The 22,071-nt window shown below is 69.0% G+C and carries 20 protein-coding genes; 13 read left to right on the top strand and 7 right to left on the bottom strand.

The annotated features are described in order from the left end of the window. From E6C76_RS17585 to E6C76_RS17555, 7 genes are read left to right on the top strand one after another with little or no spacing between them, the layout of a single operon-like run. The gene (locus E6C76_RS17585; RefSeq protein WP_136349543.1) at nucleotides 1-2,199 is read left to right on the top strand and encodes a chemotaxis protein CheA; all 2,199 of its coding nucleotides are present in this window, start codon (nucleotides 1-3) and stop codon (nucleotides 2,197-2,199) included. 60 nt (nucleotides 2,200-2,259) lie between these two features. Continuing rightward, nucleotides 2,260-3,957 (top strand): methyl-accepting chemotaxis protein, encoded by a 1,698-nt coding sequence (locus E6C76_RS17580; RefSeq protein WP_168734369.1) that lies wholly within the window; start codon nucleotides 2,260-2,262, stop codon nucleotides 3,955-3,957. Nucleotides 3,958-3,973: 16 nt separating this feature from the next. Further along, nucleotides 3,974-4,549, top strand: coding sequence for a chemotaxis protein CheW (locus E6C76_RS17575; protein ID WP_136349542.1), 576 nt, complete (start codon nucleotides 3,974-3,976; stop codon nucleotides 4,547-4,549). A 41-nt stretch (nucleotides 4,550-4,590) separates the two neighbouring features. Further along, the gene (locus tag E6C76_RS17570; protein ID WP_136349541.1) at nucleotides 4,591-6,195 is read left to right on the top strand and encodes a methyl-accepting chemotaxis protein; all 1,605 of its coding nucleotides are present in this window, start codon (nucleotides 4,591-4,593) and stop codon (nucleotides 6,193-6,195) included. A gap of 39 nt (nucleotides 6,196-6,234) precedes the next feature. Continuing rightward, nucleotides 6,235-7,074 (top strand): CheR family methyltransferase, encoded by an 840-nt coding sequence (locus E6C76_RS17565; RefSeq protein ID WP_136349540.1) that lies wholly within the window; start codon nucleotides 6,235-6,237, stop codon nucleotides 7,072-7,074. Next, nucleotides 7,074-7,574, top strand: a complete 501-nt coding sequence (locus E6C76_RS17560; protein WP_136349539.1) for a chemotaxis protein CheD — start codon at nucleotides 7,074-7,076, stop codon at nucleotides 7,572-7,574. The genes E6C76_RS17565 and E6C76_RS17560 overlap by 1 nt, the downstream gene beginning before the upstream one ends. Further along, on the top strand, nucleotides 7,571-8,695 hold the full coding sequence (locus E6C76_RS17555; protein WP_136349538.1) for a protein-glutamate methylesterase/protein-glutamine glutaminase: 1,125 nt from the start codon (nucleotides 7,571-7,573) through the stop codon (nucleotides 8,693-8,695). The genes E6C76_RS17560 and E6C76_RS17555 overlap by 4 nt, the downstream gene beginning before the upstream one ends. Nucleotides 8,696-8,922: 227 nt before the next feature. On the opposite strand, the gene E6C76_RS17550 is transcribed toward E6C76_RS17555, so the two are convergent. The 4 genes from E6C76_RS17550 to E6C76_RS17535 all read right to left on the bottom strand — a co-directional run bounded on the left by E6C76_RS17550 (nucleotide 8,923) and on the right by E6C76_RS17535 (nucleotide 12,174). Beyond that, on the bottom strand, nucleotides 8,923-9,444 hold the full coding sequence (locus E6C76_RS17550) for a Gx transporter family protein (protein ID WP_211090266.1): 522 nt from the start codon (nucleotides 9,442-9,444) through the stop codon (nucleotides 8,923-8,925). Then, nucleotides 9,425-9,820: a NusG domain II-containing protein gene (locus E6C76_RS17545; RefSeq protein ID WP_230976307.1), complete on the bottom strand. Its 396-nt coding sequence runs from the start codon at nucleotides 9,818-9,820 to the stop codon at nucleotides 9,425-9,427. Before E6C76_RS17545 ends, E6C76_RS17550 begins: the two co-directional genes overlap by 20 nt. Further along, complete coding sequence (gene rapZ, locus E6C76_RS17540) at nucleotides 9,817-10,698, bottom strand: RNase adapter RapZ (RefSeq protein WP_136349673.1); 882 nt, start codon at nucleotides 10,696-10,698, stop codon at nucleotides 9,817-9,819. The genes E6C76_RS17545 and rapZ overlap by 4 nt, the downstream gene beginning before the upstream one ends. Nucleotides 10,699-11,004: 306 nt before the next feature. Next, nucleotides 11,005-12,174 carry a pyridoxal phosphate-dependent aminotransferase gene (locus tag E6C76_RS17535; RefSeq protein ID WP_136349537.1) on the bottom strand — a complete coding sequence of 390 codons (1,170 nt, stop codon included), beginning with the start codon at nucleotides 12,172-12,174 and terminating at the stop codon, nucleotides 11,005-11,007. A gap of 121 nt (nucleotides 12,175-12,295) precedes the next feature. Here E6C76_RS17535 and mtnA point away from each other — a divergent pair, with 121 nt between their 5' ends. Together mtnA and E6C76_RS17525 are read left to right on the top strand one after the other, a co-directional pair. Next, entirely contained in the window at nucleotides 12,296-13,372 is a 1,077-nt protein-coding gene (gene mtnA, locus E6C76_RS17530; protein ID WP_136349536.1) for an S-methyl-5-thioribose-1-phosphate isomerase, read from the top strand. Continuing rightward, nucleotides 13,369-14,052 carry a class II aldolase/adducin family protein gene (locus E6C76_RS17525; RefSeq protein ID WP_136349535.1) on the top strand — a complete coding sequence of 228 codons (684 nt, stop codon included), beginning with the start codon at nucleotides 13,369-13,371 and terminating at the stop codon, nucleotides 14,050-14,052. The genes mtnA and E6C76_RS17525 overlap by 4 nt, the downstream gene beginning before the upstream one ends. Before the next feature lie 49 nt (nucleotides 14,053-14,101). Here the strand turns inward: E6C76_RS17525 and E6C76_RS17520 are convergent, their stop codons facing one another. The 3 genes from E6C76_RS17520 to E6C76_RS17510 all read right to left on the bottom strand — a co-directional run bounded on the left by E6C76_RS17520 (nucleotide 14,102) and on the right by E6C76_RS17510 (nucleotide 16,415). Continuing rightward, nucleotides 14,102-14,380, bottom strand: coding sequence for an HU family DNA-binding protein (locus E6C76_RS17520; RefSeq protein WP_136349534.1), 279 nt, complete (start codon nucleotides 14,378-14,380; stop codon nucleotides 14,102-14,104). A 296-nt stretch (nucleotides 14,381-14,676) separates the two neighbouring features. After that, nucleotides 14,677-15,315, bottom strand: coding sequence for a DUF4198 domain-containing protein (locus tag E6C76_RS17515; RefSeq protein WP_136349533.1), 639 nt, complete (start codon nucleotides 15,313-15,315; stop codon nucleotides 14,677-14,679). 323 nt (nucleotides 15,316-15,638) lie between these two features. Continuing rightward, nucleotides 15,639-16,415, bottom strand: a complete 777-nt coding sequence (locus tag E6C76_RS17510; RefSeq protein ID WP_136349532.1) for an FCD domain-containing protein — start codon at nucleotides 16,413-16,415, stop codon at nucleotides 15,639-15,641. 217 nt (nucleotides 16,416-16,632) lie between these two features. On the opposite strand from E6C76_RS17510, the gene lldD reads away from it, so the two are divergent. The 4 genes from lldD to E6C76_RS17490 all read left to right on the top strand — a co-directional run bounded on the left by lldD (nucleotide 16,633) and on the right by E6C76_RS17490 (nucleotide 21,957). Further along, nucleotides 16,633-17,784 carry an FMN-dependent L-lactate dehydrogenase LldD gene (lldD, locus tag E6C76_RS17505; protein WP_136349531.1) on the top strand — a complete coding sequence of 384 codons (1,152 nt, stop codon included), beginning with the start codon at nucleotides 16,633-16,635 and terminating at the stop codon, nucleotides 17,782-17,784. Between the two features lie 178 nt (nucleotides 17,785-17,962). Then, entirely contained in the window at nucleotides 17,963-18,466 is a 504-nt protein-coding gene (locus E6C76_RS17500; RefSeq protein WP_136349530.1) for a sigma-70 family RNA polymerase sigma factor, read from the top strand. Between the two features lie 4 nt (nucleotides 18,467-18,470). Then, nucleotides 18,471-19,433 (top strand): FecR domain-containing protein, encoded by a 963-nt coding sequence (locus E6C76_RS17495; protein WP_136349529.1) that lies wholly within the window; start codon nucleotides 18,471-18,473, stop codon nucleotides 19,431-19,433. A 109-nt stretch (nucleotides 19,434-19,542) separates the two neighbouring features. Then, a complete protein-coding gene (locus E6C76_RS17490) occupies nucleotides 19,543-21,957 on the top strand; it encodes a TonB-dependent siderophore receptor (RefSeq protein ID WP_136349528.1) in 2,415 nt (804 codons plus the stop codon). Nucleotides 21,958-22,071: the final 114 nt, after the last annotated feature.

Here is a 22,071-nt window from a genome sequence, read left to right as displayed (position 1 = left end):
ATGGATGAGATCACCTCCGTCTTCGTCACCGAAAGCCGCGAGCAGCTGGAGGCCATGGAAGCCGCCCTGCTCCAGCTCGAAGACCAGCCCACCGACGCCGACATCCTTGGCGCGGTGTTTCGCGCCGCGCACACCATCAAGGGCGGCGCGGGCGTCATCGAATGCCAGTTCCTGGTGGCCTTCACCCACGTGGTGGAAAGCGCGCTGGACAAGCTGCGCAACGGCGAGATCGCCGCCAATGCCGACCTGATCGCCCTGCTGCTGGCCTGCTCGGACCACATGGGCCACCTGATCGGCGTACTGGAATCCGGCGCTGCCGCACCGGACGACGGTCTGCGCGCCGATGGCGACGCGCTGCTTGCCCGCCTGCAGCGCGACTGGCTGTCCGCCGAGGGCGCGCAGGATGCCACGCCCCCCGTCGCCGCCCCCGACGAAGCACTGGAGAGCAGCGGCGGCGGCGCGGTGGAAACCGACTGCTGGCACATCTCGCTGCGCTTCGGCCCGGACGTGCTGAAGAACGGCATGGACCCGCTGTCCTTCCTGCGCTATCTGGGCACCCTGGGACGCATCGAACGCCTGGAGACACTGGCCGACGCCATGCCGCCGGCCGACGAGATGGACCCCGAGGCCTGCTACCTGGGCTTCGAAATCAGCTTCGCCTCCAGCGCCGACAAGGCCGCCATCGAACAGGTCTTCGACTTCGTGCGCGACGAGTGCGTGCTGCACATCCTGCCGCCGCGCAGCAAGCTGGCCGACTACATCCAACTGATGATGGCCCTGCCCGAGGACAACATGCGCCTGGGCGAGATCCTGGTGCGCATCGGCGCGCTGACCCAGGCCGAACTGGACGAGGGCCTGCGCGCGCAGAGCGCCGGCAGCGAGAACGCCGAGGAAGACGCCGTGCCGGCGCCGCTCGGCGAAATTCTCGTCGAGCAGCGCGTGGTGCAGCCCGAGTTGGTCGAAGCCGCGGTGGTCAAGCAGAAGCAGGTCACCGACAAGAAGGCCGCCGAAGCGCGCCTGATCCGCATCCAGGCCGACAAGCTGGACCGCCTGATCGATCTGGTCGGCGAACTGGTGATCGCCGGCGCCGGGGTGAACCTGCTGGCCAGCCGCGCCGGCCACGCCGACCTCACCGAGGCCACCTCCATCGTCAGCCGGCTGGTGGAGAGCATCCGCGACTCCGCACTGCAGCTGCGCATGGTGCAGATCGGCGAAACCTTCAACCGCTTCAACCGCGTGGTACGGGACGTTTCCAAGGAACTCGGCAAGGACATCGAACTGGTCATCAGCGGCGGCGAGACCGAACTCGACAAATCGGTGGTCGAGAAGATCGGCGACCCGCTGATGCACCTGGTGCGCAACGCCATCGACCACGGCATCGAGGCGCCCGAGGTCCGCGTGGAGCGCAGCAAGCCGCCGCGCGGCCGGCTGGAGCTCAACGCCTATCACGACTCCGGCAGCATCGTCATCGAGATCGTCGACGACGGCGGCGGCCTGAACCGCGAGAAGATCGCGCGCAAGGCCGTCGAACGCGGGCTGATCCAGCCCGGCCACACATTGAGCGACCAGGAGGTCTATGCGCTGATCTTCGAGGCCGGCTTCTCCACCGTCGACCAGGTCTCCAACCTGTCCGGGCGCGGCGTGGGCATGGACGTGGTCAAGCGCAACATCCAGAGCCTGCGCGGCCGCGTCGAGGTGGATTCCCACGAGGGCCGGGGCACGCGCTTCTCCATCCGCCTGCCGCTCACCCTGGCGATCATCGACGGCTTCCTGGTCGACGCGGGCAGCGCCGGCTACGTGATCCCGCTCGACATGGTGGTCGAGTGCATGGAACTGGAAGCCGGCGGCGGCGAACGCAACTACCTCAACCTGCGCGGCGAGGTGCTGCCCTTCATCCGCCTGCGCGAGCTGTTCGAGATCCCCGGCGAGCCGCCGCGCCGCGAGAACGTGGTGGTGGTGAAATCCGCCGGGCAGAAGGCCGGCATCGTCGTCGATCAACTGCTCGGCGAATTCCAGACGGTCATCAAGCCGCTCGGCCACCTGTTCCGCAACCTGCGCGGCATCGGCGGCTCCACCATCCTGGGCAGCGGCGAGGTGGCGCTGATCCTCGACGTGCAGGCGCTCGTGCAGATCGCCGCGCGCGACGAGGAGCGCAGCCTGTCCTACAGCCCCGGAGGGCGGAGCGGCGTGGCCGGCTGAACATCCACAGACAACCAAAAAACAAGCAGCAACCGATCGATCTTTTGTGAGGGAGTCACCGTGCTAACCAACCTGAAAATCGGCGCCCGCCTGTCGATCGCCTTCGGGGTCGTCATCGCCCTGATGGTGGTCATCGCGGCCATCAGCGTCGTGCGTCTCAACACGCTGTCCAAGGAAATCGACCTGATCGTCACGGACCGCTATCCGAAGACGGTGTGGGCCAACAACGTGCTTGACCAGATCAACCTGGCCGCGCAATACACCCGCAACGCCATGCTGCTGAACGACCGCGCGGCCTCCGAACGCGAACTCGCACGCATCTCCGCCGAACTCACGCCGGTCATCAACGAAAACCTGGAGCGCCTGCAGAACAGCATCCACACCGACCGCGGGCAGGCCCTGCTGCGCGAGCTGGCCGCAGTGCGCACGCAGTACGTGAGCACCATCGGCCGCCTCAACACGCTGATCCTCGACCACCAGTCCGAGGCCGCGCTGAGCCTGCTGCTGGGCGACATGCAGAGAGCCCAGGAAGCCTATCTGCAGGGCATCAACCAGATCATCGACTACCAGGGCGAGATCATGGAAAGCGAAGGCCGCCAGGCCAGCGAGATCGCCCTGGCCTCGCGCACGCTGATGATCGCCCTGTCGGCGCTGGCCATCCTGCTGGCCGGCGGCTCGGCCTGGCTGATCGCGCGCTCCATCACCCGTCCGCTGGGCGAGGCGGTGGGCGTGGCCAACGCCCTGGCCGAGGGCGACCTGAGCGTACGCGTGCAGGTGCGCTCGCGCGACGAGGTCGGCCAGTTGCTCGCCGCCATGCAGGACATGGTCGGCCGCCTCTCGCAGATCATCGGCGAGGTGCGCGGCGCCGCCGACAACCTGTCGTCCGCCTCCGAGCAGGTCTCCGCCACCGCCCAGTCGCTCTCCCAGGGCGCCTCCGAGCAGGCCGCCAGCGTCGAGGAAATCTCTTCCACGCTCGAACAGACCACCGCCAGCGTCAACCAGAACACCGACAACGCCCGCGTCACCGATGGCATCGCCGCCAAGGCCTCCACCGAGGCCGCCGACGGCGGCAAGGCCGTCAAGGAAACCGTCGATGCGATGAAGTCCATCGCCGACAAGATCGGCATCATCGACGACATCGCCTACCAGACCAACCTGCTCGCGCTGAACGCCGCCATCGAGGCTGCGCGCGCCGGCGAACACGGCAAGGGCTTCGCCGTGGTCGCCGCCGAGGTGCGCAAGCTCGCCGAGCGCAGCCAGGTGGCCGCCCAGGAGATCGGCGAACTGGCCGGCTCCAGCGTGAAGATGGCCGAGAAGGCCGGCCACCTGCTCGACGAGATGGTGCCCTCGATCCGCAAGACCTCCGATCTGGTGCAGGAGATCGCCTCGGCTTCCGAGGAGCAGGCCGGCGGCATCACCCAGATCAACCAGGCCGTCGGCCAGTTGAGCCAGGCCACCCAGCAGAACGCCTCGGCCTCCGAGGAGCTGGCCGCCACCGCAGAGGAGATGGGCTCGCAGGCCGAACAACTGCAGAGCCTGATGCAGTTCTTCCGCGTCGATGAGCACGAAGCCACGAATGTCCGCCATACTCCCGTGACGGCCCGCGCACCGGCCCGCAGCCCGGCGCCCCCGTCCGCTGCCGAGGCGCCGCCGCCCGCTGCCCGCCGCAGCGGCGGTGGCAAGCCCCAGCCGAAGACGGGCAAGCCACTGCCAAAGGTGCCCGCCGGGCTGAACGAGCAGGATTTCGAACGCTTCTGACAGGACGCGCACGCACATGGGACAAGTCGTCGCACAACCGGCCGCCGCGCCGCTCGCATTCGCCACCAGCGACCAGGGCTCGCAGCAGTACCTCACCTTCACCCTGAACGCCGAGGTGTTCGCCATCGGCATCCTCAACATCAAGGAAATCATCGAGTACGGCACGCTCACCGAGATTCCGATGATGCCGGCCTTCATCCGCGGGGTGATCAACCTGCGCGGCGCGGTGGTGCCGGTGGTGGATCTGTCGGCGCGCTTCGGCAGCCGGCAGACCGAAGTCGCCCGGCGCACCTGCATCGTCATCGTGGAGATGGCGCAGGTGGTGGACGACGCGGAAATCCGCCAGGACATCGGCATTGTCGTGGACAGCGTCAACGAAGTGCTCGAGATTCCGCCCGGCGAGATCGAACCGCCGCCGTCGTTCGGCGCGCGCATCCGTGCCGATTTCATCCAGGGCATGGGCAAGGTGGCCGGCAAGTTCGTCATCATCCTCAACATCGACCGTGTATTGTCGGTCGATGAAATGGCTCAACTGGCGCTGGTCGGCGCCCGCCTGCCCACCGAAGAAGGCAACGACAAACACGGCGCCTGAGCCCTCCGCCAACGCTTTCCCCCTTCCCCAACTCCGTATCCATGTTCGGCAATCTGCGTATCGGCGCCAAACTCGCCCTGGCCTTCGGCATCGTCATCCTGATGCTGCTGCTCACCGTCCTCACCAGCTTTGTGCGCCTCGGCGCGCTCGGCGACGAGATCGACACCACGGTCAACGAGCGCTTCCCGATGACCGTGTGGTCCAACACCGTCATCGACCGCCTCTACCAGGCCGGCAACGGCCTGCGCGATGCCGTGCTGGCCGATACCGCGGAGGAGCGCGCAGGCGTGCTGGCGCCCCTGTCGGCAACCAGCGCGACGGTGACCGAGAACCTCGACAGACTGAAGGCCCAGGTCAGCAGCCCCGAGGGCAAGGCCCTGCTGGAGCGGGTGGAAACCGCGCGCGCAGCCTATCGCGGCCCGCGCGGCAAGGTCATCGAGGCGATCAACGCCGGCCGCCTGGATGAGGCCGGCGACGTGCTGGTGCGCGAGCTGCGCCCGGCGCAGGCGGCCTACATCGCCACGCTGCACGCGCTGATCGAACACGAAACCGCACGCATGAGCGAGAGCGGCGCGCAGGCTTCCGCGCAGGCCCACTCGGCGCGCCTGACCGTCGCCGCGCTGGGGCTGGCCGCCGCGCTGCTGGCGCTGGCCTTCGCCTACTTCATCACGCGTGCCATCACCCGTCCGCTGGGCGAGGCGGTGGGCGTGGCCAACGCCCTGGCCGAGGGCGACCTGAGCGTGCGCGTGCAGGTGCGCTCGCGCGACGAGGTCGGCCAGCTGCTCGCCGCCATGCAGGACATGGTCGGCCGCCTCTCGCAGATCATCGGCGAGGTGCGCGGCGCCGCCGACAACCTCTCCTCCGCCTCCGAACAGGTCTCCGCCACCGCCCAGTCGCTCTCCCAGGGCGCCTCCGAGCAGGCCGCCAGCGTCGAGGAAATCTCCTCCACGCTGGAACAGACCACCGCCAGCGTCAACCAGAACACCGACAACGCCCGCGTCACCGATGGCATCGCCGCCAAGGCCTCCACCGAGGCCGCCGACGGCGGCAAGGCCGTCAAGGAAACCGTCGATGCGATGAAATCCATCGCCGACAAGATCGGCATCATCGACGACATCGCCTACCAGACCAACCTGCTCGCGCTGAACGCCGCCATCGAGGCTGCGCGCGCCGGCGAGCACGGCAAAGGCTTCGCCGTGGTCGCCGCCGAGGTGCGCAAGCTCGCCGAGCGCAGCCAGGTGGCCGCCCAGGAGATCGGCGAACTGGCCGGCTCCAGCGTGAAGATGGCCGAGAAGGCCGGCCACCTGCTCGACGAGATGGTGCCCTCGATCCGCAAGACCTCCGATCTGGTGCAGGAGATCGCCTCGGCTTCCGAGGAGCAGGCCGGCGGCATCACCCAGATCAACCAGGCCGTCGGCCAGTTGAGCCAGGCCACCCAGCAGAACGCCTCGGCCTCCGAGGAGCTGGCCGCCACCGCAGAGGAGATGGGCTCGCAGGCCGAACAGCTGCAGAGCCTGATGCAGTTCTTCCATATCGAAGAACACCATGCCGTGCCGGTGGTGCAGCCCGCCGGAAACGCGCGCGCGGCCAAGCGGGCAAAGCCGGTGGCACGAAGCGCGGACGAGGCGGCTTTCGAGCGCTTCTGAGCCTGACGGCCGCCCCTCGCACACCTTCCCGGAGCCTTCATGCAGTCACCCTCCGCCGACGGCGGCAGCATCAACAGCGGCATCAGCGATCAGGAATTCAGCCGCTTTCAGGCCCTGCTCTACAAACTTGCCGGCATCTATCTGGCACCATCCAAGAAGGTGCTGCTGGTCGGCCGGCTGACCAAACGCCTGCGCGCGCGCGGGCTGGACAGCTTTGCCGAGTATTACCGGCTGGTTTCCGGCGGTGGGGACCCCGCCGAACTGCAGACCATGGTGGATCTGCTGACCACCAACGAAACCTATTTCTTCCGCGAGCCCAAGCACTTCGACTTCCTGCGCCAGGAAATCCTGCCGAAACGCCCGCGCGGCACGCCCTTCGAGGTGTGGAGCGCGGCCTGCTCGAGCGGCGAGGAACCCTACACCCTGGCGATGGTGCTGGCCGATCAGCTCAACGAAGCCCCATGGCGGATCACCGCTTCGGACATTTCCACCCAGGTGCTGGAGCGCGCCCGCCGCGGCCACTACCCGATGGAACGCATCGACGGCATTCCGCCCGCGCTGCTGAAGAAGTACTGTCTGAAGGGCGTACGCGAGCAGGCCGGCACTTTCCTGGTCGGCAAGGAGCTGCGCGAGCGGGTCAATTTCATGCAGGTGAACCTGATCGAAGCACCGCCGGCCATCGGCCCGTTCGACGTGATCTTCCTGCGCAACGTGATGATCTATTTCGATCAGGAAACCAAGCGCAAGGTGGTCACCAACCTGCTCTCCCGCCTGAAGTCCGGCGGATGGTTCATCGTCGGCCACTCCGAAACCCTCAACGGTATCGTCGAACCGCAGCACCTGGCCGCCGTGCGCCCCACCATCTACAAGAAACCCTGATGCGTGCCGCGCTGGACATTTTCCTGGGCATCGGCGACCTGCATTTCTGCAGCGCGCCGGCACGCATCCGCACGCTGCTCGGCTCCTGCGTGTCGATCACCCTGTGGCACCCGGCGCGCAAGCTGGGCGGCATGTGCCACTTCATGCTGCCGGCGCGCAACCGACGCCCCGAGGAACCGCTGGACGGCCGCTACGGCGACGAGGCGATGGCCCTGTTCGACCGCGAGATCGCCCGCCACGGCACGCGCCCGGCCGACTACTGCGCAAAGGTGTTCGGTGGTGGCAACATGTTCCCCACCCGACCACGACCGACGCCCGCGCTGGACGTCGGCCAGCGCAACATCCTGAGCGCGCACAGCCTGCTGGCCGAGCGCGGCATACGCATCGTCGCCGAACACCTCGGCGGCGACGGTCACCGCAAGCTGGTGTTCGACGTCGGCAGCGGCGACGCCTGGATCGCCTTCCAGGATCTAGGTGCCCAACAACAAAGGAGACAATGAACGTGCCCGCCATACGTGTGATGATCGTCGACGATTCGGCCGTGGTGCGCCAGGTGGTCAAGCAGGCGCTGGCCGCCGACCCCAGCATCCAGGTCATCGGCGCAGCCTCCGATCCGCTGTTCGCCCTCGAGCACATGAAGAAGCAGTGGCCGGACGTGATCGTGCTCGACATCGAGATGCCGCGCATGGACGGACTGACCTTCCTGCGCAAGGTGATGAGCGAGCACCCCACCCCGGTGGTGATCTGCTCCTCGCTCGCCGAACGCGGTTCGGACGCGGCGATGAAGGCGCTGTCCGCCGGCGCGGTGTCGATCATCACCAAGCCCACCATGGGCCTCAAGCAGTTCCTCGAGGACAGCTCCAACGACATCGTGCAGGCAGTGAAGGCCGCCGCGCGCGCCAACGTCCGCCATCTCGGCGGCGGGCTGGCAGCCGCCAATCAGGCCGCCGTCAGCGCGGCCGCCGTGCGCCCCAAGCTCAGCGCCGACGCGGTCATCTCCGCCAGCCCGGGCGGCGGCCTGGGCAGCGGCGCCGGCATGGTGCGCACCACCGAACGCTTCGTCGCCATCGGCACCTCCACCGGCGGCACCCAGGCACTGGAAGCCGTACTGACCCGCCTGCCGGCGGTCGCCCCGCCCATCGTCATCGTCCAGCACATGCCGGAACGCTTCACCGCGATGTTCGCCGAGCGCCTCAACTCGCTGTGCGCCATCGAGGTGCGCGAGGCGCGTCACGGCGACCGGGTGATCCCCGGACGCGCGCTGATCGCCCCCGGCGGCAAGCACATGATGGTCGCGCGCAGCGGCGCGCAATACACCGTGGAAGTGGTCGACGGCCCGCTGGTGAATCGCCACCGCCCGTCGGTGGACGTGCTGTTCCGCTCCTGCGCCAAGTTCGCCGGGCGCAACGCCACCGGGATCATCATGACCGGCATGGGCGACGATGGCGCACGCGGCCTGAAGGAGATGTTCGACGCCGGCTCCCCCACCATCGCCGAGGACGAATCGACCTGCGTGGTCTTCGGCATGCCCAAGGAAGCCATCCGCCTGGGCGGTGCCGCTCAGGTATTGCCGCTCGGTCGCATCCCCGAAGCGATCATGCAGTCGGCGCGCGGCGGCTGAACGTCCGCCACGGCGTGGATCACCGCCGGCGCGCACGACGGTACGGCCGCGCGCACCACCGCCAGCCCCGCCCACAAGCCGAACAACACTCCGACGATCCAGGCGATCGCGGTCACGATCACCCTCAACCAAGCGCGCATGCCCCACCCCGCCGCATTCCGATGCCGGTTGGACGCGGCGGCCCGGCGGTCGTTCCGGGACGCCGCAGCACCCGCGCGGACAAGTGCTCAGCGCGCCGACAGAGCGCGCAGCAGGCGCGCGGCGATCAGGCCGTTCACCACGCCGAACAGCACCGCCGCGCCGGCGAACACCGGGGTGAGATAGAACACGCCGTCGTGCGGCACCAGCCACAGCCGCGCCACCACCAGCTGCGCGCCGATATGCGCGAACGCGGCGAACACCGACAGGCTGACCGGGCCGAACCAGCGGCGCGGCAGATGCATGGCCAGCCCCAGCACCACCAGACTGGCCAGCGCGCCGGACAGGCTGAGGAAAAAGCCCGGCGCGAGGAACTGGCCGAGCAGCAGGCTGCCGGCCAGCACGCGCAGCAGCGCCACCCACGCCGCCTCGCGCCACCCCCAGCGCGCCAGCACGATCAGCGTGACGATGTTGGCCAGCCCCGGCTTGACCCCCGGCAGCGGCAGCGGAATGGCCGCCTCGGCCACCGTCAGCACGATGGCCGCCGCCGCATGGCGGGCGATGCGGCGGTCTTCCGCCGTGGGCGTCAGTTCAATAGTTGAGCGAGTCATACTGCCCTCCGCGCCCGCTCAAGCCCAGGCTGACCTGGTTGGGCGCGCAGATCGCCACCGCGCCCGCCTGGGTCAGCCAGCCCTGGCGCACGCAGTACTGGCGCGGCCCCGGGTCGGCGGCCACGCGCGCGCGGCCGGGTTCGATCTCGATCAGGGTGACGCCCAGCGGCCCCGGCACCTCGACGGTGCGCCGCGCGCTCAGCGGATACTCGCCGAACAGCTCGCCGCCGGCGCGGATCACCGCCTTGTCCGGCGCGCCGCCGCGCCACAGCGTGGCACCGGCATAGGCACACAGCAGCAGCCCGGCGGCGATCACCAGCCAGTCGCCCGGGCGCAACAGGGACAACCAGTCGGCCAGCGCCGCCCGTGCGCTCACAGCTGGCCGGGGGCCTCGCCCTCGCCACCCTCGCCGCGCGCGGCGGCGGTGCGGTGGCGCACCTGCACGCGCAGGCGGTCACGGAAGCGCGCCGCCAGCCATTCGGCCAGATACACCGAGCGGTGCTTGCCGCCGGTGCAGCCGATCGCCACGGTCAGATAGCTGCGGTTGTCGCGCACGTAACAGGGCAGCCAGTCATCGACGAAGCGGCGGATGTCCTCGGCCATGCGGCCGACTTCGGGCAGCGCAGCGAGGAAATCGATGACCGGCTGGTCGCGCCCGGTGAGCGGGCGCAGCTGCGGGTCGTAGTGCGGATTGGGCAGGCAGCGCACGTCGAACACCAGATCGGCATCGAGCGGAATGCCGTACTTGAAGCCGAAGGACTGGAACATCAGGGTCAGCCCCTCGGTGGCCTCGATGCGCACGAAGTCCTTCACCCAGGAACGCAGGGTGTTGGCGCGCAGATCGCTGGTATCGACGCGGTGGCCGAGTTCGGCAATTTCCGCGAGCAGGTCGCGCTCGCGGCGGATCGCCTCTTCCAGCGAAACCTCCTCGCTGGCCAGCGGATGGCGCCGGCGGGTTTCCGAGAAGCGCGCGATCAGCGCGTCGTCGCGCGCCTCCAGGAAGATGAAGCGCAGGTCGTCGACCATGCCGCGCAGCTTGGCGACCTGCTCGGGCAGCGCGGCGATGCTGGCCCCGGAGCGCACATCCACGGCCACCGCCACGCGCTCGCGGCCGGCTTCGCGCAGGTTGTCGATGAGCTGCGGCAGCAACGTTGCCGGCAGGTTGTCGACCACGTAATAGCCGGCGTCCTCGAGCACGTCGAGCGCCACGCTCTTGCCGGAACCGGACAGGCCGCTGATGAGGATGATCTGCATGGTGCTGGACATCGGACGAAAGGCGGAAGACAAGGCACACGCCGGGCCGGGCGGGGCCCTGGCGTCCCGCGTAACTATAGCGCAGCGCGCCGCCGCGGGTCTTAGAGCCTGTCTACGATCTTTTCATGGGTCCCGCAGCCGCCCAAAGCGTTCCGCTCAAGGCGCGCGGCGCAGGCAATACCGGGCGTCTTGTCAAGCCGCGCAACGCGGAGCGGGGCGCTTTGGGCGGCTGCCCTTCGGGTTGCAACGCGGCAGCGGCCGGCCTGGCGGGGCAACGGGACCCATGAAAAGATCGTAGACAGGCTCTTACACGCGCGGCGCCAGCGCGCGCAGGCGTTCGCAGGCGCGCGCCAGGGTATCCTCGTTCTTGGCGAAGCAGAAGCGCACCACGCGCTCGTCGTGGCCATCGGCGAAGAACGCCGAGACCGGGATCGCTGCCACCCCAGTCTCACGGGTCAGGCGCTGGCAGAACACGCTGTCCGGCTCGTCGGCGATGGCGCGGTAGCGCGCCAGCTGGAAGTAGGTGCCGCGCGAGGGCAGCAGCTCGAAAAGCGAGCCGCCCAGCGCGTCGCGGAAGAAATCGCGCTTGGCTTCGTAGAACGCCGCCAGTTTGAGGTGGCGCGCGGCATCGGCCATGTAATCCGCCAGAGCGTGCTGCGCCGGGGTGTTCACGGTGAACACGTTGAACTGGTGCACCTTGCGGAACTCCGCCATCAGTTCGCGCGGGCCGACCACGTAGCCCACCTTCCAGCCGGTGATGTGATAGGTCTTGCCGAAGCTGGAAACAATCAGGCTGCGCGCGGCCAGTTCGGGATGGCGGGCGCAGCTTTCGTGGCATGCGCCGTCGAACACGATGTGCTCGTACACCTCGTCGGACACCACCACGATGCCGGTGCCACGGGTCAGCTCGGCCAGCCGCGCCATGTCCTCCGCCCCCCACACCGTGGCAGTGGGGTTGTGCGGCGAGTTGATCATGATCATGCGCGTGCGCGGCCCGATCGCCGCCGCCACGGCCGCCCAGTCGGGCCGGTAATCCGGCGCGCACAGGCGCATGCGCACCACCTTGCCGCCCTGCAGCTCGACGGCCGGCGCGTAGGAATCGTACACCGGCTCGAAGACGATCACCTCGTCGCCCGGATGCACCAGCGCGGCCACCGCGGTGAACAGCGCCTGGGTGGCCCCGGCGGTCACGGTGATCTCGCTGTCCACGTCGTAGGCGGTGCCGTACAGCGCCTCCACCTTGCGCGCGATGGCCTCCCGCAGTGCGGGCACGCCGGCCATCGGCGGGTACTGGTTGGCTCCCGCGCGCATCCAGTGCGCCACGCGCTCGAACAGCAGGTCGTCGGCATTGAAGTCCGGATAGCCCTGCGACAAATTGATCGCCCCGCATTCCTGGGCAAGCTTCGACATCACGGTGAAGATGGTGGTACCCACCGAGGGCAGGCGGGAAACGACGGGCGCGGGAAAGGCAGGCATGGACGGAAGCAGCGGCAGGAAAATCGACCGAACCATTGTGGCAGAGCCCGGTCCGCTTTGAAAACGCCCGCGCCGCTGCGCAGCGCCTGCAACACCACCGTCCGTTGATAGAATTCCGCCCATGCACTTCATCCAGCCCATCCCCACCATCCGCCGCGATGGCGACGGCGTCGTCATCCTCGACCAGACCTGTCTGCCCCAGCGCACCGAAACCCGCTGCCTCGCCACCCTGGCCGAGGTCGCCACGGCCATCCGCGACATGCAGGTGCGCGGCGCACCGCTGATCGGCGCCACCGCCGCCTACGGCGTGGCCATCGCGCTGACCCGCGACGCCGGCGACGATGCGCTGGAGCACGCCCTGCACACGCTGGCCGCCACCCGTCCGACGGCGGTCAACCTACACTGGGCACTGGGCCGCATGGGCGCGCGCCTGCTGCCCCTGGCCCCCGGCGCGCGCGCCGAGGCGGCCTGGCTGGAAGCCGAGGCGATCCGCCTGGAAGACCAAGAAACCTGCGCGGCCATCGGCACCCACGGCCTGGCGCTGATCGAAAGCGTGGCTGCGCGCCGCCCCGGCCCGGCACGCGTGATGACCCACTGCAACGCCGGCTGGGTGGCCACCTGCGGCGCGGGCACCGCGCTCGCCCCGGTGTATGCGGCGCACGCGCGTGGCATCGCGGTGCGCGTGCTGGTCAGCGAGACCCGCCCGCGCAATCAGGGACTGCTGACCGCCTGGGAACTGCGCGAGGCCGGCGTGCCCCACGCGCTGATCGCCGACAACGCCGCCGGCCTGCTGCTGGCGCGCGGCGAAGTGGACCTGGTGATCACCGGCGCCGACCGCGTGGCCGCCAACGGCGACACCGCCAACAAGGTCGGCACCTGCCTGAAGGCGCTCGCGGCGCGCGATGCCGGCGTGCCGTTCTACATCGCCGCGCCGTTCTCCACGCTGGATTTTGCCTGCCCGGACGGTGGCGCCATTCCCATCGAAGACCGCGCCGCCGACGAACTGCTGTGCGTCGCCGGCCTGGACGCCAACGGCCAGCCCGCCACGCTGCGCCAGGCGCCCGCCGATACCCAGGTGCTCAACCCGGCCTTCGACGTGACCCCGGCACGCCTCATCGACGGCATCATCACCGAACGCGGCATCGCCGCCGCCGGCGCCCTGCGCGAACTGTTCCCCGCCGAAGAAGGCGCCCGATGAACCGTGCCAGCGCAGCGCAGCGCGCAGCCCTGCTCGACGTCGCCCGCGCGCTGGGTGCGGCGCGCCTGAGCGTGGGCACGGCGGGCAACGCCAGCCTGCGCCTGGGCGCGGACGGTGGCTACCTGATCACCCCCACCGGCCTGCCGCCCGAGGACAGTCACGCCGAGGACATGGTGGAGATGAGCCCGGACGGCGTGGCGCACGGCCGCCGCGCGCCCTCGTCCGAATGGCGCCTGCACCATGATCTGTACGCCGCGCGCCCGGAAGCCGGCGCCATCGTGCATGCGCACTCGCCCTTCGCCACCGCGCTGGCCTGCCGGCGCGTGGAGATCCCCCCCTTCCATTACATGATCGCGCGCTTCGGCGGCGCCACCGTGCGCTGCGCCGGCTACGCCACCTTCGGCACCCAGGCGCTCTCCGACCTGGCGCTGGAAGCCCTGCACGAGCGCAGCGCCTGCCTGCTCGCCAACCACGGCATGGTGGTGTTCGGCCGCGACGCCGCACACGCGCTGCGCATGGCCGTGGAATTCGAGATGCTCTGCGAGCATTACTGGCGCGCCGTCCAGCTGGGCGGGCCGGCGCTGCTGACCGCCGGGGAGATGAACGAAGCGCTGGCACGCTTCGACGGCTACGGCCAGCCCGCCGACAATCCGGCGCACCCGCCCGGCGGACAGGCATAAAAAAACCGGCGCCGCAGCGCCGGTTTGCATCGGTACGACCTGAACGGGCTTACTTGCCGTTCACGGCAGCCTTGAGGGTGGCGCCGGCGGTGAACTTGGGCACGCTGGAAGCGGCGATCTTGATGGTGGCGCCGGTCTGCGGGTTGCGGCCGGTACGCGCAGCACGCTTGGAGACCTCGAAGGAGCCAAAGCCAGTGAAAGCCACCTTCTCGCCCTTGGCGAGTTGCTCGGCCACGAGCTCGAGCACGCCGGACAGGGCGCGGTCGGCCTGAGCACGGGAGACGTCCAGGCGGTCGGCCAGGGCTTCGACGAATTCACCTTTGTTCATGCTAAATCCTCGATTGGTAGTAAGAGAGCGGGACAAAATTCTTCGCCGGATTCTAGCACCGTCGCGGCTTGCGGGCTGCATTCGATGCACAAGGCGTGGTGCGAAGCATACAGATTTTGTTCAATTCCGGGCAGGGTCATCGATAACTTTCGCCTACATCATCCCGCGCCGGGGGACGAAAGGCCTTCCAAAGCACCGGCAACTGCCTTTCGGCGTAGCGGAAAAACCCGCTTGCACACGGAATCACCCAACCCCCGAAACCCCCGGCTGGCCTTGCCGCCGGCGCCCATGGGCGCTCAGGGCTGGACCACGAAGCTCAGCGTCGTCGTGTGGCGGACGTCGTCGTACTTCTTGCCATCCACGGTGGCGGAGCCGTTCACCTTGGCGGTCAGCTCCAGCACGTACAGCCCGGGAAACGGCGTGCTCAGCGTGACCGTGCCGTCCTTGGCCGGGCGCAGCACGCGGCTCCAGCCTTCCGAGGTGGTCACGTTCACCTGCGAGGCGCTCACCGGGTTGCCCTTCCACATCAGGCGGAAGGTGTTGCCGCCGGGCTCGGTCGGCACCAGTTCGAGATCCAGGCTGGCGCGGGTTTCCTGCCGGCCCAGTTTGGCCTGGTAATACATCAGCGCTCCCTCGGCGGTGGCGCGGTGCCCGACCAGCCGCAGGTCGCCATCGCCCTGCAGGCCGGACACCAGCAGGCGGTCGCCGTCCGCGGCCAGCGCGGTGCGCGCCTCCCCGCCCTGGCTGACGTCGACCTCGCCGAACCCGGCCATCGGTACGCGCTCGCCGTCGAGCAGGCCGGCCTCGGCCACTGCCGTACCGGCTTCGCCGGGGGACAGCCAAACGTAGTCGGCCCTGGCGACCGCCGCGCCCAGCACGAGCGCGCCGCAGAGCAGCAGTTGAGAAACAGCACGGGGAACAGCGAAGCAATGCATCGGAGAACTCCTGGTCGGCCACCGGCGCCAGGGCCGGCATGGATAGGGGGCACGCCCGAGGCGTGCGGCATGGCGGGCGCGGCCGGCGGCGAATGCCGCGTGCGCGCCCCTCAATAGCTATGTCGTTTGAGGCGGGCGAAAAAGCACCAACAGATACAATTTGACACACTACCATTCCGCAGCGCCATCGCCCGCCGCAGCGCTTCAACCTAGAAACCGCAGTTGGACGCGCCCATCGGATCGGTGAGGTCTGGCGAAGGCGTGGAACGCAGTGTTCATCTGGCTTGCGGGCCATCAACAAACGGACAACTGCAGTTTCCAGGTCAACGCCCGAGCACGCGCTCCCGGCGCCGCGCGCGGGCCTGGCGCCCTGCTTCCTCACGCCGTTCCGCCAGCACCTCGCGCACATAGCCGATGTGCCGATTGGCGCACTGGCGGGCGTCCTCGGCGCGGCCTTCGATGATCGCCTCGAACAATTCCCTGTGCTGGCCCATCAGCGCCCCGCGCGTCTCCGGGCGCAGTTCGTACATGTCGCCGATGTTGGTCACCGTGTTGCGCTGGAGCAGATCGAACAGGCCGCGGATGGTGTGCAGCAGGATCACGTTGTGGCTGGCCTCGGCGATCGCCAGATGGAAACGGGCATCCGCCGCCCCGGCCTCGGCGCGGCCGGCCCGCCCGTCCAGGGCGAAACTGGCCTGCAGGGCCTCGTACACCGCGCGCAGATGCTGCCGGTCCGTCTCGGTGGCACGCAGCGCGGCGTAGTAGGCGCAGTCCGCCTCCAGCGTGTGGCGGAATTCCAGCAAATCGCGCTGGGCTTCCGGGTGGTCCCCCAGCAAGGCCGCCAGGGGATCGCTGAAACTGCTTCCCAGCGTCTCGGCCACGTAGTTCCCGCCCCCCTGCCGGCTGACCAGCAGCCCCTTGGCCGCCAGTTTCTGCATGGCCTCGCGCAGCGACGGGCGCGACACCCCGAACTGCGTGGCGAGGACGCGCTCGGCGGGCAGGCGTTCGCCCGGCTGCAGGGCGCCTTCGAGAATCATGGACTCCAGCTGCTCGACGATGGTGTCGGCCAGCCGGCGCTGGTGGATTTGCCCGATCTGCATGGATGCAAAATTGGTCTGACCAATAAACATGGATTATGCCTGCCACGCCGTTCCGCAACAACCAGAGCTGGTTCAACAGGGCAAGTTTGACGGCCGCGACGCACTCCCTTAATCTGGGCAAACCCTTCGGACAATTGGTATTACCAATTTACACAACCACTGATCCAATGTGTCCGTAGCGCCGCCGCCCCGTCCCGGATTTCATGGAATCGACCCGATGATCATCTCCGCCTCCACCGATTACCGCGCCGCCGCCCAGCGCAAGCTGCCGCCCTTCCTGTTCCACTACATCGACGGCGGCGCCTACGCCGAATACACCCTGCGCCGCAACGTCGAGGATCTGTCCGGCATCGCCCTGCGCCAGCGCGTGCTGAAGAACATGTCCGAGCTGAGCCTGGAAACCGAGCTGTTCGGCGAGAAGCTGGCCATGCCGGTGGCCCTGGCCCCGGTCGGCCTGACCGGCATGTACGCGCGCCGCGGCGAGGTGCAGGCGGCCCGCGCGGCGGCGGCCAAGGGTGTGCCCTTCACCCTGTCCACCGTGTCGGTGTGCCCGATCGAGGAAGTCGCGCCGGCCATCGACCGGCCGATGTGGTTTCAGCTCTACGTGCTGAAGGACCGCGGCTTCATGAAGAACGCCCTGGAGCGCGCCAAGGCCGCCGGCGTCACCACCCTGGTGTTCACCGTGGACATGCCCACCCCCGGCGCACGCTACCGCGACGCCCACTCCGGCATGAGCGGCCCCAACGCGCCGCTGCGCCGCGTGCTGCAGGCCGTCACCCACCCGTCCTGGGCGTGGGACGTGGGCCTGCTGGGCAAGCCGCACGACCTGGGCAACATCTCCGCCTACCGCGGCAACCCCACCGGGCTGGCCGACTACATCGGCTGGCTGGGCGCCAACTTCGACCCGTCGATCTCCTGGAAGGATCTGCAGTGGATCCGCGACTTCTGGGAAGGCCCGATGGTGATCAAGGGCATCCTCGACCCGGAGGACGCGCGCGACGCGGTGAAGTTCGGCGCCGACGGCATCGTCGTCTCCAACCACGGCGGCCGCCAGCTCGACGGCGTGCTGTCCAGCGCCCGCGCCCTGCCGGCCATCGCCGACGCGGTGAAGGGCGAGCTGAAGATCCTTGCCGACTCCGGCATCCGCACCGGCCTGGACGTGGTGCGCATGCTCGCCCTGGGCGCCGACACGGTGATGCTCGGCCGCGCCTTCGTCTACGCCCTGGCCGCCGACGGCGAGGCCGGCGTGCGCAACCTGCTGGAGCTGTTCGAGAAGGAGATGCGCGTGGCCATGGTGCTCACCGGCGCCAAGACCATCGCCGAGATCGATGCCGACCTGCTGGTGCACGAACTCGGGCAATCCGCCTGAGTCGGCCGCGCAACGGCCGGCATACCCGGCCGTTGCGCGCCTTCCTGCCGCCAGGCGGACGGCACCTGATGCATTTGACGCCCCGGGGTGAAACGGCAAGAATGAGAGCGATTCTCGATAAACCCTAGCCAGCCACCCCACCCGGGCCAGCCAGTGCTGCCGATTTCGCGATCTTCCCATGAGCACCGCCGTCCCGCCCGATACGCTCGACACGCTCTACCGCGACCACCACGGCTGGCTGCAAGGCTGGCTGCGGCGCAAGCTGGGCAACCGCAGCGACGCCGCCGATCTGGCGCAGGACACCTTCCTGCGCATCCTGGCGGGCCGCAATGCCGCCGCCATCGTCGAACCGCGCAAGTACCTCGCCACCATCGCCGGCAGCCTGGTGGTCGACCGCTTCCGCCGCCGCAGCATCGAAGAGGCCTACCTCGAAACCCTGGCCGCGCGCCCGGAACCGACGGCCATCTCCCCCGAGGAGCGCACGCTGATCATCGAGACCCTGCTGGCCATCGACCGCATGCTCGACGATTTCGGCCCGCGTACCCGCGCGGTCTTCCTGCTCGCCCAGTTCGAAGGGCTCACCTACGCCGCCATCGGCGAACGGCTCGGCATCTCGGTCACCTCCGTGAAGAAGCACCTCACCCGCGCGCTCACGCAGTGCCTGATCCTGAGCGAAGCCTGAGGCGATGAACCCGGCCGGCACACCCCCCGCACTCCCCCACGAAGCCCTGGAAGCGGCCGCCCACTGGTACGTCCAGCTGCACGACGCGGCGCCGGAAGACCGGCAGCACGCCGCGTGGGAACGCTGGCTGGCCGCCGACGTCCGCCACCGGCAGGCCTGGGAACGCATGCAGGCCCTCGCCGAGCGCCTCGGCGCGCTGCCGCCCGAGCTCGCCGGCCCCACGCTCGCCAAGGTCCGCAGCCGGCGCCGCCGCGCCGTCAAAACACTCGCCCTGCTGCTGTCCGCCGGCACGCTGGGCGCGTTGCTGCCGCGCCTCGAATCGGGCTGGGAACTGGCCCGCGCCGACCACCGCACCCGCAGCGGCGAACGGCGCCGCATCGCGCTGGCCGACGGCGGCGTGCTGGATCTCAACTCCGCTTCGGCGATCCGCATCGAGTACGGCCCGGCGCTGCGCCGCCTGCGCCTGCTGAGCGGCGAAATCCTCATCCGCACCGCGCCCGACCCGGCGCTGCGGCGGCCCTTCGAAGTACACACCGAACACGGCGCGGTCCGCGCGCTGGGCACACGCTTCAGCGTCCGCCACGAAGACGGGCAAACCCGCGTCGCGGTGCTCGAGCATGCCGTGGAAATCCGCCCGCAGGATGGTCCGGCTGCGCGCATCGAAGCCGGCCAGCAAAGCGTTTTCTCCACACGCGCAGCCTCCGCCCCCGTCCCGCTCCAGCCCGGCGAGGGCGCCTGGAGCGAAGGCAAGCTGATTGCCATCGACCGCCGGCTCGACGACTTCCTCGCCGAACTCGCACGCCACCGCCCCGGCCACATCGCCTGCGCGCCGGAAGTCGCCGGCCTGCGCCTGTCCGGCACCTTCCGCCTGCACGACACCGACGCCGTGCTCGACAACCTAGCCGCCTCGCTGCCGATCCGCCTGCGCTACCTCACCCGCTACTGGGTGCGGGTCGAGGCCGGCTGAAAATTATTTTCATCCAGGGGTTGCTCTTTTCCCGTTGAAAACGGCCAACCGGATAGAAGCGGTTCTCCGCATCCATCCAAGGCCAACCCGGAAAAGAGGAAAGTTCGTCATGGCACACCCCGTTCCATCGCACCCGCGCCCGCTGGTCCGCGCCCTGCGCGCCGCACTGCTCGGCATCGCCCTCGCGGGCCCCGTCGCATTCGCCACGAGTTCCCCGGCCCAGGCGCAGAGCGCCACGCGCCACTACCGGATTCCGGCCGGCCCGCTCGATGCGGCGCTCACCGCCTTCGCCGCCCAGGCGGACATCACGCTCTCCTTCGAAGCCGCGCAAGTCCGCCCGTTGAGCACCACCGGCCTGGATGGCGACTACACTCCGGACGGCGGCCTGGCCCGCCTGCTCGCCGGCAGCGGCCTGGAAGCCGAGCACAGGGGCCAGGGCAACTACGTGCTGCGCAAAGCGGCAAGCCCGACCGCCCCGCTTCCCGATACGCAACTGCCAGCCGTCGTCATCTCCGGCAAGGCGCCGGGCGCCATCACCGAGGGCACCGGCCTCTACACCACCTACTCTTCGAGCAGTTCCACCCGCCTGAACCTCGCACCGCAGGAGACGCCGCAGTCGCTGACCGTGGTCACGCGCCAGCAGATCGAGGACCGCAATGCGACCACGCTGACCGCCCTGCTGGACGCCGTTCCCGGCGTCCATGTGGCCAAGGAAGGCGTGGGCGACGAGATCTACGGCTATTACGCGCGCGGTTTCGAAATTCTCAATTTCGAGGTGGACGGCGTGCCGACGAACAACGGGCTGCAACTCTTCAGCCAGAACCTGGCGATCTACGACCGCGTGGAGATCGTGCGCGGCGCCACCGGCCTGATCAGCGGCATGGGCAACCCGGCGGCCACCATCAACCTGATCCGCAAGCGCCCGACGCTCAAGCCGCAGGCCAGCCTCAGCGTGGAGGCCGGCAACTGGAATCGGCGCGGCGCCGCCTTCGACCTCTCGGGCGCACTCAACGACAGCGGCAGTGTGCGCGGCCGGCTGGTGGGCGACGCCAAGCGCAGCGACAACTGGCTGGACCGCTACAAGGAGAAGTCGGGCACGCTCTACGGCATCGCCGAGGCCGATCTGGACGACGCCACACTGCTGACCGCGGGCTTCAGCTACCAGCGCACGGACATCGACTCCCCGCTGCGCTCCGGCCTGCCGGCCTTCTATGCCGACGGCGGCAAGACCCGCCTCTCCCGCTCCACGAATGCCGCGCCGCGCTGGTCCTACAACGACCAGGAAGCGGCGAGCGCCTTCGTCTCCGTGGAGCGGGAGTGGCGTAACGGCTGGAGCGGTAAGGCCGAGTACACCTACACCGAGGTCGACTACGATTTCGTCGCCACCTACCTCAGTGGAACCCTACAGCGCGACGGCAGCGGCCTCAGCCTGCTGCCCACACGCTGGAAGGGCAAACCCACGCAGCACAACCTGGATCTGTACCTGACCGGCGCCTTCCGGCTGTTCGGCCGCGAACATGAGTTGATCGGCGGCCTCACGCTCTCGCGCTATGAATCCAGCGGGCCGTCCTACGGCGGCTGGCAGTACGGCTACGCCAGTTCGGCCGCCGGCGCCATCGACAACCTGTTCACCTGGGACGGCAGCAATGCCGCGCCGGCCTTCACCGCCAGCGGCGGCTCGTCCACCAAGACCCGCAACAACGCCGCTTACCTGAGCAGCCGCTTCCACCTCTCCGACGACCTCAAGCTCATCCTCGGCACCCGCGTCGTGCGCTGGGAGCAGGACGAACGCAATTGGGGCAACGACGGCAGCGCGAGCCTGGAGTCGTTGCGCGAAAACGTCGTCGTGCCGTACGTGGGCGTCGTGTATGCCCTGAACAAGGAATGGTCGGCCTATGCCAGCGCCACCAAGATCTTCAACCCGCAAGGCTCCTGGGTGAAGGACGAGAACGACAGCGTGCTGGACCCGCTGGAAGGCACGGGCTACGAAATCGGCGTCAAGGGCAGCCACTTCGGCGGCCGCTTGCAGTCCAGCGCTGCTCTCTTCCACACCAAGCAGGACAACCTCCCCGTGTGGACGGGCGTGGGGCTCATCTATTCCGCCGAACAAAACACCACCTCCAAGGGCATCGAACTCGAAGTCAACGGCGAACTGGCCGAAGGCTGGCAACTCGCCGCCGGCTATGCGCATACACGCACCACCGACGCGGACGGCGAGCGCCTCAACACCTTCCTGCCGCGCAACAGCGTGAAGCTGCACACCAGCTACCGCCTGCCCGGCGCCCTCCAGGGCCTGACCGTGGGCGGCGGCCTGCGCTGGCAGAGCAAGACCGGCAGCTACGGCGTCTGGCAGGGCAGCCAGACCATTGCCAGCCTGATGGCACGCTACCGGATCGACCGCCACCTCAGCGTCTCGCTCAACGTGGACAACCTGTTCGACCGCAGGTACTACAGCTGGCCCGGCAGCTACAGCAACTACGCCGCACCGCGCAGCGCCGTGCTTTCCATGAAATACGACTTCTGACACGCCGCGGGGGCCCGCGCCCGGGGCCGCATGGCATGAGCCCAAGCGTACCCGCCCCGGCGGAGGGTCCGGCCCCGGCCGCCATCGGCCGCAGGCGGATCCTGCTGTCGCAAG

The sequence above is a fragment of the Pseudothauera nasutitermitis genome (assembly GCF_004801295.1).
GTDB lineage: Bacteria > Pseudomonadota > Gammaproteobacteria > Burkholderiales > Rhodocyclaceae > Pseudothauera > Pseudothauera nasutitermitis.
Note: the sequence above shows the minus strand (reverse complement) of the source record. Positions and strands in the feature narration are given on the sequence as shown.

Excerpts from the sequence above, each read along its gene's own strand:
- E6C76_RS17570 (WP_136349541.1), top strand. The coding sequence starts at position 4,591 with ATGTTCGGCAATCTGCGTATCGGCGCCAAACTCGCCCTGGCCTTCGGC.
- E6C76_RS17575 (WP_136349542.1), top strand. The coding sequence starts at position 3,974 with ATGGGACAAGTCGTCGCACAACCGGCCGCCGCGCCGCTCGCATTCGCC.
- rapZ (WP_136349673.1), bottom strand. The coding sequence starts at position 10,698 with ATGCAGATCATCCTCATCAGCGGCCTGTCCGGTTCCGGCAAGAGCGTG.
- E6C76_RS17510 (WP_136349532.1), bottom strand. The coding sequence starts at position 16,415 with ATGCAGATCGGGCAAATCCACCAGCGCCGGCTGGCCGACACCATCGTC.
- lldD (WP_136349531.1), top strand. The coding sequence starts at position 16,633 with ATGATCATCTCCGCCTCCACCGATTACCGCGCCGCCGCCCAGCGCAAG.
- E6C76_RS17585 (WP_136349543.1), top strand. The coding sequence starts at position 1 with ATGGATGAGATCACCTCCGTCTTCGTCACCGAAAGCCGCGAGCAGCTG.
- E6C76_RS17515 (WP_136349533.1), bottom strand. The coding sequence starts at position 15,315 with ATGCATTGCTTCGCTGTTCCCCGTGCTGTTTCTCAACTGCTGCTCTGC.
- E6C76_RS17555 (WP_136349538.1), top strand. The coding sequence starts at position 7,571 with ATGAACGTGCCCGCCATACGTGTGATGATCGTCGACGATTCGGCCGTG.
- E6C76_RS17525 (WP_136349535.1), top strand. The coding sequence starts at position 13,369 with ATGAACCGTGCCAGCGCAGCGCAGCGCGCAGCCCTGCTCGACGTCGCC.
- E6C76_RS17550 (WP_211090266.1), bottom strand. The coding sequence starts at position 9,444 with ATGACTCGCTCAACTATTGAACTGACGCCCACGGCGGAAGACCGCCGC.
- E6C76_RS17490 (WP_136349528.1), top strand. The coding sequence starts at position 19,543 with ATGGCACACCCCGTTCCATCGCACCCGCGCCCGCTGGTCCGCGCCCTG.
- E6C76_RS17495 (WP_136349529.1), top strand. The coding sequence starts at position 18,471 with ATGAACCCGGCCGGCACACCCCCCGCACTCCCCCACGAAGCCCTGGAA.
- E6C76_RS17560 (WP_136349539.1), top strand. The coding sequence starts at position 7,074 with ATGCGTGCCGCGCTGGACATTTTCCTGGGCATCGGCGACCTGCATTTC.
- E6C76_RS17520 (WP_136349534.1), bottom strand. The coding sequence starts at position 14,380 with ATGAACAAAGGTGAATTCGTCGAAGCCCTGGCCGACCGCCTGGACGTC.
- E6C76_RS17535 (WP_136349537.1), bottom strand. The coding sequence starts at position 12,174 with ATGCCTGCCTTTCCCGCGCCCGTCGTTTCCCGCCTGCCCTCGGTGGGT.
- E6C76_RS17565 (WP_136349540.1), top strand. The coding sequence starts at position 6,235 with ATGCAGTCACCCTCCGCCGACGGCGGCAGCATCAACAGCGGCATCAGC.
- mtnA (WP_136349536.1), top strand. The coding sequence starts at position 12,296 with ATGCACTTCATCCAGCCCATCCCCACCATCCGCCGCGATGGCGACGGC.
- E6C76_RS17500 (WP_136349530.1), top strand. The coding sequence starts at position 17,963 with ATGAGCACCGCCGTCCCGCCCGATACGCTCGACACGCTCTACCGCGAC.